The sequence below is a fragment of the Kribbella sp. NPDC055071 genome, from assembly GCF_053608045.1.
Genome location: NZ_JBSGUS010000036.1, coordinates 47,705 through 56,794, shown reverse-complemented (window position 1 = coordinate 56,794; position 9,090 = coordinate 47,705). Strand labels below are relative to the sequence as shown.

Below are 9,090 nucleotides of genomic sequence, written 5' to 3'. Positions count from 1 at the left end.
CCCTCCGCAGGGCCTGACCCGACCACGGTCCCTCCGCGAGGCCCGGCAGCACCGCAGTCGTTCTGTGCGCAGACCGCATGAGTGGCGGATCCATCATTCGGGCCCCGCCGAAGGCGGCAGTAGGACCGTCCGCAGCGCGCCGCCCCGCGCGGACCGCCCGCGCGACGTCTGTAGGACTCGCGACGCCACATCTTCTGCGCGACATCAGATGAGCGACAGCTCGCGCCCCCGTCGAAGGCGGCGACAAAACAGCGGCGGTGTTGATGGGGGGTGGGAACGGCGAGAAGCCCGGCACGGGGTGTGTGCCGGGCTTCTCGTGGTCGGGGGCCTAGTTCCAGGGAGGGAGCAGGGTCTGGAGGAGGCCGGGGATGTTGATGAGTGGTGTGCTCGGGAACGGCCAGGGCCATGCCGGCGTACTGGGGTTCGGGACGGAGGGGAGCACCGTCGGGGTCGTCGTCGGCGAGTGGGACGACGAGGGTTTCGGCGGTGTCTTCAAGGACGTGGGTGGAGTGTTGGACTCCTGCACGATCGACGGATCCGGCAGCTTGGACGACGGTGGTGCGCTCGGCACCACCGTGGTGGTTGCTCCCGGCGTCGGAACCGTGGACGGCTTCGTCGTCGGGCCACCGTTGGCCGGGTTGCTCGGTTCGGTCTGCTCGGGGTTGGTGCCGGGACGGTTCGGCTGGGTGCCGCCGCCCTTGACCGGCTTCGGAGCGTCGCACTTGGGACAGGCGACCGTGGTGTGCTGGGCGAGCTGCTCGATCGTGGCCAGCGCCTCCACGGCGGACTTCAGCGACTCCGGCGGGAGTTTCGGCGCGAGCTCACCAAGGGCCTGGCGGGCGCTGGTGATGAAGCTCGTGATCGCCGTGATCGACGTCTTGTCGCCGTCCTGCTGGTACGACGCGACCAGTCGGGACACACCCTTGCGGGCCTGCGCCGAGAACGCGTCGAGAGTGGTGTTGATCGTGCCGACATCGCCGCCGGAATCGGCCAGCTGCCGGACCTCGGTCAGACGGGTCATCGCGTGCTCGAGATCGCGCCGGCCGCGAGAGTCGTCGCCGACGCTCACATTGGTCGAGACGTTCTCGATGCTGCGCTTCATCCCGTACAAGGTGTCGCCGGGCATCGCCTGCTGTGCGGCAGCGGCGGAACCGATGCCACCTCCGAGCAGGACCAGCGCGGCCGTACTGGCCACGAGCCGGATGCGCCGGCCGTGACGATGGCGGATATCTGTCACGGACGCGTCGACGTCCTCGCCACTCGGCGGGTCGTCGGAGCTGTCCGGAGTGCTGCGCACCATGGTCGGAGTCGTCGTCGCCGCGCGGGCCGCCGCCTGTTCCAGCAGGCGGTGCCGTAGCTCGGCACTGAACTCCGGCCGTGGGGCAACTGCGCCGGCGGTCCTCAGCCGTCCGACGAGCTCTACAGCCTCCACTAGCTCCGGGTCATCGCTGTGTCGCGAAGAGTGACGGGGCCCGTGATCGACGGCGTGCGCGAATTGCTCCGCGCGCGCTCGAGCCCTGTGTAGGTCACTCATGTTGTTCGTTCTCCTCAATGGCCAGCCGGGATTACCGACAGGTCCTCACGTAGGAGAACGAGGAAACTCGCTGACGGGTTACGAAAGACATTCGTTGTCATCCTCCTCACCTCAAGTCCTTGGGGATAACCTTCGCCAAGTGCCGTACGGCCCTCAGTTGCAGTTGCTTGACGGCGCCTTCGGACTTCTCCAGCGCCTTGGCCGTTTCCGCGATCGACAAACCGGCGAAGAACCTCATCGTCAGACAGTCGCGCTGTTCGTCGGGCAAGCCCGCGACGGCGTCCCGCAGTACCTCGGCGGTGGCGGCGGCCAGTACGTCGACCTCCGGTCCCTCGGTCTGCCGGTCGTGCGTCTCGATCTCGTCCGTGACCACTTCCAGGCGGACCCGCCCGGACTTGTAGTGGTCGGTAATCAGGTTCCTGGCGATGGTGACCAGCCAGGCTCCGAAATCCCGGCCCTGCCAGCGGAAGGAGTCCAGCGCGCGGAGCGCGCGGACGAAGGTCTCGCTGGTCAGGTCCTCCGCGAGTGCCGATGACGACACCCGCGCGTAGATGTAGCGATAGACGGTGAGCGAGTACTCGTCGTACAGCTCACCGAAGGCACCGACGTCCCCGGCCTGGGCGCGATCGACGAGCTCTGCACGTCTCATCCCGTCCGGGCTTGGCTCCGGCGTCGTCAAGGTTTCTCCCCGTTCAACTGACACGTCGTCTGACACATCCGCGCTTGGCCACAGCGGCTGAGACAGCACCGAGCGTTACGTGAGAACCACTCGCTGTCAACAGCGCGAGGCGTGCCGTCCTTCCGTCCGGTCCCGATCGTCACGAATGCGCCAGCGGACCGCGGCCGCACGGCGGCGCAGTCTGCTGTTCGGGGTGGTTGTCATCGCGCATGGGTACCCCGGCGCGGACGGTTTCTGCAGTGTGAGGTTCAGCAGAAGTGCGCCCACGAGTTCACCTGTATATCTGTCGTCACGCTCCGCTGCAACCGTTCCGGGCAAGCCGGTCCCTCTCGGCCGCCTCCGGACGCATGACAGACTCGCCTGGTGAACGTCAATTTCGCGGACCTTCTTCGTGACACAGCGCAACGTCACGGCGAACGTCCCGCCCTGGTCGACGGGGATCGGCGGCTGACCTGGAGCGAGCTCGACCAGGCCGTCGACCAGACCGCACAGGGGTTCGCCGCGGCCGGTCTGGTGCCGGGGTACCGGGTCGTGCTGTTGCTTGCCAACAGCATCGAGTTCGTCACGTCCTACCTGGGCGTTCTTCGGGCCGGACTCGTTGCCGTGCCGCTGAACACCGGGCTGACCAAGCCCGAGATCGGGACCGTCGTGAAGCACTCCGGCGCCCGTCTCGCGGTCGCCGACGCCGACCTCGCGGAGAAGATCGAGGGGCTGCGAACGGTCGGGCCCGGCGAGCTCGAAGGTAACGCTCCGTTATTTTCGCAGCGCGACCCCGAGACGCTTGCCGTCCTGCTCTACACGTCCGGGACCAGTGGAGATCCGCGCGCCGCAATGTTGAGCCATCGGGCCCTGATGGCAAACGTGAAGAATCTCTCCGAGCTCGGCGAGGACCGGATGGGGCCCGACGACGTCGTCCTCGGCGTCCTCCCGATGTTTCACGCCTTCGGGCTGAACGCCGTCCTCGGCTGGACCGTCGCCACCGGCGCGGCCCTGATCATCGACCAGCGGTTCGAGCCCGGGCACACCATCGACCAGGTCGGCAGGTACGGCGTGACGCGGCTGCCACTCGCCCCGCCCGCACTGTTCGCGCTGATGACCCGCCCGGACCTGCGGGACAAGCTGAAGACGGTCAAGGTCGTCCTCACCGGCGCGTCGACGCTGGATCGAGGGCTCGCGGACCGCTTCGAGCAGGCCAGCGGCCTGTTCGTGCACCAGGGCTACGGCCTGACCGAGGCCTCCCCAGGCGTCACCACCACCCTGGGCGAGACCGAGCCGAAGCCCGGCTCGGTCGGTCGCCCGCTGCCGAACGTCGAGCTCCGGATCGCCGACGAGCAGGGCGAGGACGTCGAAGGCGACGACGCCGGCGAGATCGTGATCCGCGGCGAGAACCTCTTCTCCGGCTACTGGCCGGACGGGGTCGACGGCCCGAACGGCGACGGTTGGTACCGCACCGGTGACGTCGGCTACCTCGACGCCGACGGGGATCTGTTCCTGGTCGACCGGTTGCGCGAGCTGATCATCGTGTCCGGCTTCAACGTCTTCCCGAGCGAGGTCGAGGACGTGCTCGTGGGTGCTTCCGGCGTACGGGAGGTCGCGGTCATCGGCGTACCGTCCGAGGAGACGGGCGAGGCCGTGAAGGCGTTCGTCGTACCGCAGGCGGATGCGACGCTCGATCCCGGCGAGCTGCTCGCGTACGCCGGGACCCGGTTGGCCCGGTTCAAGTGCCCGGTCGAGATCGAGGTCGTCGACCACCTGCCGCACTCGGTCACCGGCAAGGTGGCGAAGGGCCGGCTGCGGGCGACGCCTCGATGAGTCGCGTCACGCTGTACGGGAAGCCGGGCTGTCACCTCTGCGACGACGCCCGGACGATCGTCGAGCAGGTCTGCGCCGAGGTCGGCGTGGAGTGGACCGAGGTCGACATCACCCAGGACGACCGGCTGTTCACCGAGTACGGCGAGCAGATCCCGGTCACCTTCGTCGACGGCAAGCAGCACGACTTCTGGCGAGTGGACGCCGCCCGCCTCCGAAAGGCGCTCATCGGGTAGTGCGTGTCTCCCACATCACAGTGCACACTTGGGCAGCTCATCGCGCCCGGGTGCCGATTTTGTTCTCACGTTCACAAGCTCCTAGAGTAAGGAACGCCGCCGGCCGTCAGACCGCGGCATGAACTACCGTTCCCAGGAGAATTGTGACGCGTGCCAGCAGCCGTCGCCCCGGCCCGCCGACGAGAACCGAACGCGGGATCCCCGAGGCGACTGTCGCGCGCTTGCCGGTGTACCTGCGGGCTCTGACCGCGCTCTCGGACAGTGGCATCGCCACCGCGTCGAGCGAGGACCTGGCCACCGCGGCGGGGGTCAACTCGGCCAAGCTGCGCAAGGACCTGTCCTACCTCGGCTCCTACGGCACCCGCGGCGTCGGGTACGACGTGGAGTACCTGCGCTACCAGATCGCCCGTGAGATCGGCGTCACCCAGGACTGGGCCGTGGTCATCGTGGGGATCGGAAACCTCGGTCACGCGCTGGCGAACTACTCCGGCTTCGGTACTCGCGGATTCCGCATCGTCGCCCTGCTCGACGCCGACCCGAAGTTGGTCGGCGAGCGGATCGGCGACATGGAGGTGCGCGACTTCGCCGAGCTCGAGGCGATCGTCGAGGCCGACCGGGTCTCGATCGGGGTCATCACCACGCCCGCCGGTCCGGCCCAGGAGGTCTGCGACCGGCTGGTCGCGGCCGGGGTGACCAGCATCCTGAACTTCGCGCCGGTGGTGCTGTCCGTGCCCGACGGCGTCGACATCCGCAAGGTGGACCTCTCGATCGAGTTGCAGATCCTGGCGTACCACGAACAACGAAAGTCCGGAGAGGCGGCGCTCCCCCAGGTGCCCGAACTACCAGCGATGAACGGTCTGACCGATCTGCCGAGCGTTGGCGGGGGTGTCGGCGCATGAGCTACCTGGTCGTCGGCATCTCCCACCGCAGCGCGGACATCAACGTCCTCGAGCGGGTGGCGCTCGATCCGGACGCGGCGACCAAGCTGGCCCTGACCGTCAAGCAGAGTCCGGCTGTCGCGGAGTCCGCCGTGGTGGCGACCTGCAACCGGACCGAGGTGTACGCGACCGTCGATCGCTTCCATGCCGGCATGGACGAGGTCACCGCGATCCTCGCCGACGTCACCGGCGTACCGCTGCTGGATCTGGCCGAGCACCTCTACGTGCACTTCGAGGAAGGTGCCGTCGCGCACCTGTTCCAGGTCGCGGTCGGGCTCGACTCGATGATCGTCGGCGAGAGCCAGATCCTCGGCCAGGTGAAGGAATCGCTGCGCTTCGGGCAGGACCTGGAGACGATCGGCACCGACCTCAATGCCCTGTTCCAGCACGCGTTGCGGGTCGGCAAGCGGGCTCGCGCCGAGACCGGGATCGACTCGGCCGGCCGCTCGGTCGTCTCGGCCGGACTCGAGGCGGTGGGCGGCTTCGAGGGCCGCCGCGCCCTGATCGTCGGCGCCGGCTCGATGGCGTCGTTGGCCGCGCAGACCTTGCTCAACGGCGGCGCGCAGAGCGTGGTCATTGCCAACCGCAACTATGAGCGCGCGGTCGCGCTGACCGATCGCATCGGCGGTACGGCGATCCAGCTCGCGGAGGTCCCGGTGGCCTTGGCCGACGCGGATCTGGTCGTGTCGTGCACCGGCGCGCGGGGCGTCGTACTGACCGAAGAGATGATCCGGAACGCGGCGGACGGGCGACCGTTCGGTGTGCTGGATGTTGCCCTGCCACGGGATGTTGCGCCCGAGGCGGCCCGCATTCCCGGCGTCACGCTGGTGACCCTTGCCGACCTGGCCGGGACGGCAGGCGGCAGTGAGCACGACATCGACGAGGTACGACGGATCGTCGGCGAGGAGACCGGAGCGTTCGAAGCCACCCGGCGGGCCGCATCAGTGGCACCGACCGTGGTTGCGCTGCGCGCGATGGCGACCGAACTGGTCGACTCCGAGCTGGCCCGGTTGGAGCGCCGGCTGCCGGGACTCGACGAGACCCAGCGGCACGAGGTCGCGCGGACCATCCAGCGGGTGGTGGACAAGGTCCTGCACAACCCGACAGTCCGGGTGAAAGAACTCGCGGCCGATCCGGGCGGACCGACGTACGCCGATGCACTCAGGCAACTGTTCGCCCTCGACCAGGCGACCGTGGACGCCGTGACCACTCCGAAGAAGAGCCGAGGTGAGCAGGCATGATCCGGCTCGGAACGCGCCGCTCCGCCCTTGCAACCGCGCAGTCGACCTTGGTCGCCGACACACTGCGGAAGCTGGGTCACGAGGTCGAGCTCGTCCTGATCACGACGACCGGTGACGTGAACCGGGCGCCGGTCGAGCAGATCGGCGGCACCGGAATCTTCGTCAGCGCATTGCGCGACGCCCTGCTGGCCAACGAGATCGACATCGCGGTCCACTCGCTGAAGGACCTGCCGACCGAGCCCGTCGACGGGCTGGTCGTCGGCGCGACCCCGCTCCGCGAGGACCCGCGCGACGTACTCGTGGCCCGCGACGGCCTCACCCTCGGTGAGCTGCCGCCGGGCGCCGTGGTCGGCACCGGTTCGGCCCGGCGGGTCGCGCAGCTCGAGGCTCTCGGCCTGGGCCTGGAGCTGACCGGGATCCGCGGCAACGTTGACACCAGGATCTCGTTGGTGGTCGACGGCAAATTGGACGCGGTGGTGCTTGCGAGGGCAGGGTTGTCCCGGTTGGGACGACTCGCCGAGGTGACGGAGACCCTGGATCCGATCCAGGTTCTGCCGGCGCCGGGACAAGGTGCCCTGGGCATCGAGTGCCGCGCGGACGACACCGAGGTACTGGCCGCCCTGGCGCAGCTGGACGACCCGGCCACGCGCGCGGCGGTGACAGCGGAACGGCAACTGATGGCCACCCTGGAGGCAGGGTGCACGGCTCCGGTCGGTGCGCTCGCCGAGGTGGTCGACGGTGAGGACGGCCCCGAGCTGTGGCTCCGGGGCGCGCTCGGCCAGGACGACGGCGTACGGCGGCTCTCCGCGAACGGGCCGGTGGACGACCCGGTGTCCCTGGGCAAGCGGCTGGCGAACGAGTTGCTGGAGCGGACATGACACCGGTACGGGGTACGACGGCAGCGCACAACTCGGGGCACAATTCTGGCCACACTTCCGGGCACGAGCACAAGACGAGCAGTACGAGGACGAGGGCGAAGGCAGACGTGAGCAGCGCTAAGACAGCCACCGCGGCATCCACGACACCTCAGACCGTGCCGGCGAAGGCGGCCGCCACCAGCACGGTGAAACAGACCAGACCGCTCGGCCACGTCACGTTCGTCGGCGTCGGGCCCGGAGACCCGGCCCTGCTGACCCTGGCCGGCCGCGACGTGTTGGCCAACGCCGACGCCGTCGTGGTCGAAGGGCCCGAGCACAACCCGTTCCTGGCGTACTGCAAGCCGGGTGTCGAGATCGTCGACGGCTCCGGGACCGAGGGCAGCCGGGCGCTGAAGGTCGCCGCCCGCGCCCGCCTGGTGGTGAAGACGGCCAAGACCGCGGCGAACGTCGTACGCCTGCTGACCGGTGACCCGTTCACCTTCTCCAGCGGCGCCGAGGAGGCGGCCGCATGCAAGAAGGCCGGCATCGGGTTCAACGTCGTGCCGGGTGTCAGCGAGGTGAGCGCGGTTCCGACGTACGCCGGAATCCCGCTGACCATGAAGGCCGACCGTGAGGTCACCGTCGTCGATCTGGCCGAGGCCAAGCTCGACCTGACCCGGCTGCACTGCAAGCAGACCCTGGTTCTCCTGAACGCGACCGACGTTCTGAAGGACACCGTCGCCGCACTGGTCGAGGCCGGCTTCGACGCCACCACACCGGTCGCCGCGACGGTCGGCGGTACGACGACCGCCCAGACCAGCGTCGTCGGCACGCTGGAGACGATCGTCGCGGACCTGCGCGCGGCCAAGGTGACCGGCGAGGCCGTGATCGTGGTCGGTGCCGTGGTCGAGCAGCGTGAGTCGCTGTCCTGGTTCGAGACCAAGCCGTTGTTCGGCTGGCGGATCCTGGTGCCGCGCACCAAGGACCAGGCCGGTCCGCTGATGGACCGCCTGCGCCGGTACGGCGCGATGCCGGAAGAGGTCCCGACCATCTCGGTCGAGCCGCCGCGCAACCCGCAGCAGATGGACAAGGCGATCCGCGGTCTGGTCGAGGGCCGGTACGAGTGGGTCGCGTTCACCTCGGTCAACGCGGTCAAGGCGGTCCGCGAGAAGTTCGACGAGTACGGGCTGGATGCGCGGGCCTTCTCCGGGCTGAAGATCGCCGCGGTCGGCGACAAGACCGCCGAGGCGATCGGTGCCTGGGGCATCCGTCCCGACCTGACCCCGACCGGTGAGCAGTCCGCCGCCGGTCTGGTCGAGGATTGGCCGCCGTTCGACGAGGTGCTGGACCCGATCAACCGGGTGTTCCTGCCGCGGGCCGACATCGCCACCGAGACGCTGGTCGCGGGTCTGACCGATCTCGGCTGGGAGGTCGACGACGTCACGGCGTACCGGACCGTGCGGGCCGCTCCGCCGCCCGCGCCGACGCGCGAGGCGATCAAGTCCGGCAAGTTCGACGCGGTCGTGTTCACCTCGTCGTCCACGGTGCGGAACCTGGTCGGCATCGCGGGCAAGCCGCACGCGTCCACGGTGATCGCAGTGATCGGCCCGGCCACGCTGAAGACGGCCGAGGAGCACGGGCTGCGCGTCGACGCGATGGCCGAGTCGCCGTCGGCCGAGGAGCTGGCCGACGCGCTGGCCCGGTTCGGTGCGGACCGGCGTGACACGATGGTAGAGGCCGGTGAACCGGTCACCCGTCCGTCCGAGCGCCGCTCGGGATCTCGTAGGAAGAGCTGA

At 69.1% G+C, this 9,090-nt stretch carries 8 protein-coding genes; 6 read left to right on the top strand and 2 right to left on the bottom strand.

The window, feature by feature from the left end:
• Positions 1-328: 328 nt before the first annotated feature.
• Positions 329-1,432, bottom strand: coding sequence for a DUF5667 domain-containing protein (locus tag ACWF4Z_RS35935; protein WP_452247686.1), 1,104 nt, complete (start codon positions 1,430-1,432; stop codon positions 329-331).
• A 208-nt stretch (positions 1,433-1,640) separates the two neighbouring features.
• A complete protein-coding gene (locus ACWF4Z_RS35930; RefSeq protein WP_363683870.1) occupies positions 1,641-2,183 on the bottom strand; it encodes a sigma-70 family RNA polymerase sigma factor in 543 nt (180 codons plus the stop codon).
• Positions 2,184-2,576: 393 nt separating this feature from the next.
• Here ACWF4Z_RS35930 and ACWF4Z_RS35925 point away from each other — a divergent pair, with 393 nt between their 5' ends.
• The 6 genes from ACWF4Z_RS35925 (at position 2,577) to ACWF4Z_RS35900 (ending at position 9,090) form a co-directional block, all read left to right on the top strand.
• Positions 2,577-4,025, top strand: a complete 1,449-nt coding sequence (locus ACWF4Z_RS35925; RefSeq protein WP_452247685.1) for a class I adenylate-forming enzyme family protein — start codon at positions 2,577-2,579, stop codon at positions 4,023-4,025.
• On the top strand, positions 4,022-4,258 hold the full coding sequence (locus ACWF4Z_RS35920; RefSeq protein WP_452247684.1) for a glutaredoxin family protein: 237 nt from the start codon (positions 4,022-4,024) through the stop codon (positions 4,256-4,258). Before ACWF4Z_RS35925 ends, ACWF4Z_RS35920 begins: the two co-directional genes overlap by 4 nt.
• Positions 4,259-4,401: 143 nt before the next feature.
• Entirely contained in the window at positions 4,402-5,157 is a 756-nt protein-coding gene (locus ACWF4Z_RS35915; protein WP_452247683.1) for a redox-sensing transcriptional repressor Rex, read from the top strand.
• Complete coding sequence (locus ACWF4Z_RS35910) at positions 5,154-6,437, top strand: glutamyl-tRNA reductase (RefSeq protein ID WP_452247682.1); 1,284 nt, start codon at positions 5,154-5,156, stop codon at positions 6,435-6,437. The genes ACWF4Z_RS35915 and ACWF4Z_RS35910 overlap by 4 nt, the downstream gene beginning before the upstream one ends.
• Entirely contained in the window at positions 6,434-7,315 is an 882-nt protein-coding gene (hemC, locus tag ACWF4Z_RS35905) for a hydroxymethylbilane synthase (protein ID WP_452247681.1), read from the top strand. The genes ACWF4Z_RS35910 and hemC overlap by 4 nt, the downstream gene beginning before the upstream one ends.
• The gene (locus tag ACWF4Z_RS35900; RefSeq protein WP_452247680.1) at positions 7,312-9,090 is read left to right on the top strand and encodes a uroporphyrinogen-III synthase; all 1,779 of its coding nucleotides are present in this window, start codon (positions 7,312-7,314) and stop codon (positions 9,088-9,090) included. Before hemC ends, ACWF4Z_RS35900 begins: the two co-directional genes overlap by 4 nt.

Coding starts and splice junctions, on each gene's coding strand:
- ACWF4Z_RS35930 (WP_363683870.1), bottom strand. CDS start 2,183: ATGAGACGTGCAGAGCTCGTCGATCGCGCCCAGGCCGGGGACGTCGGT.
- ACWF4Z_RS35920 (WP_452247684.1), top strand. CDS start 4,022: ATGAGTCGCGTCACGCTGTACGGGAAGCCGGGCTGTCACCTCTGCGAC.
- ACWF4Z_RS35910 (WP_452247682.1), top strand. CDS start 5,154: ATGAGCTACCTGGTCGTCGGCATCTCCCACCGCAGCGCGGACATCAAC.
- hemC (WP_452247681.1), top strand. CDS start 6,434: ATGATCCGGCTCGGAACGCGCCGCTCCGCCCTTGCAACCGCGCAGTCG.
- ACWF4Z_RS35900 (WP_452247680.1), top strand. CDS start 7,312: ATGACACCGGTACGGGGTACGACGGCAGCGCACAACTCGGGGCACAAT.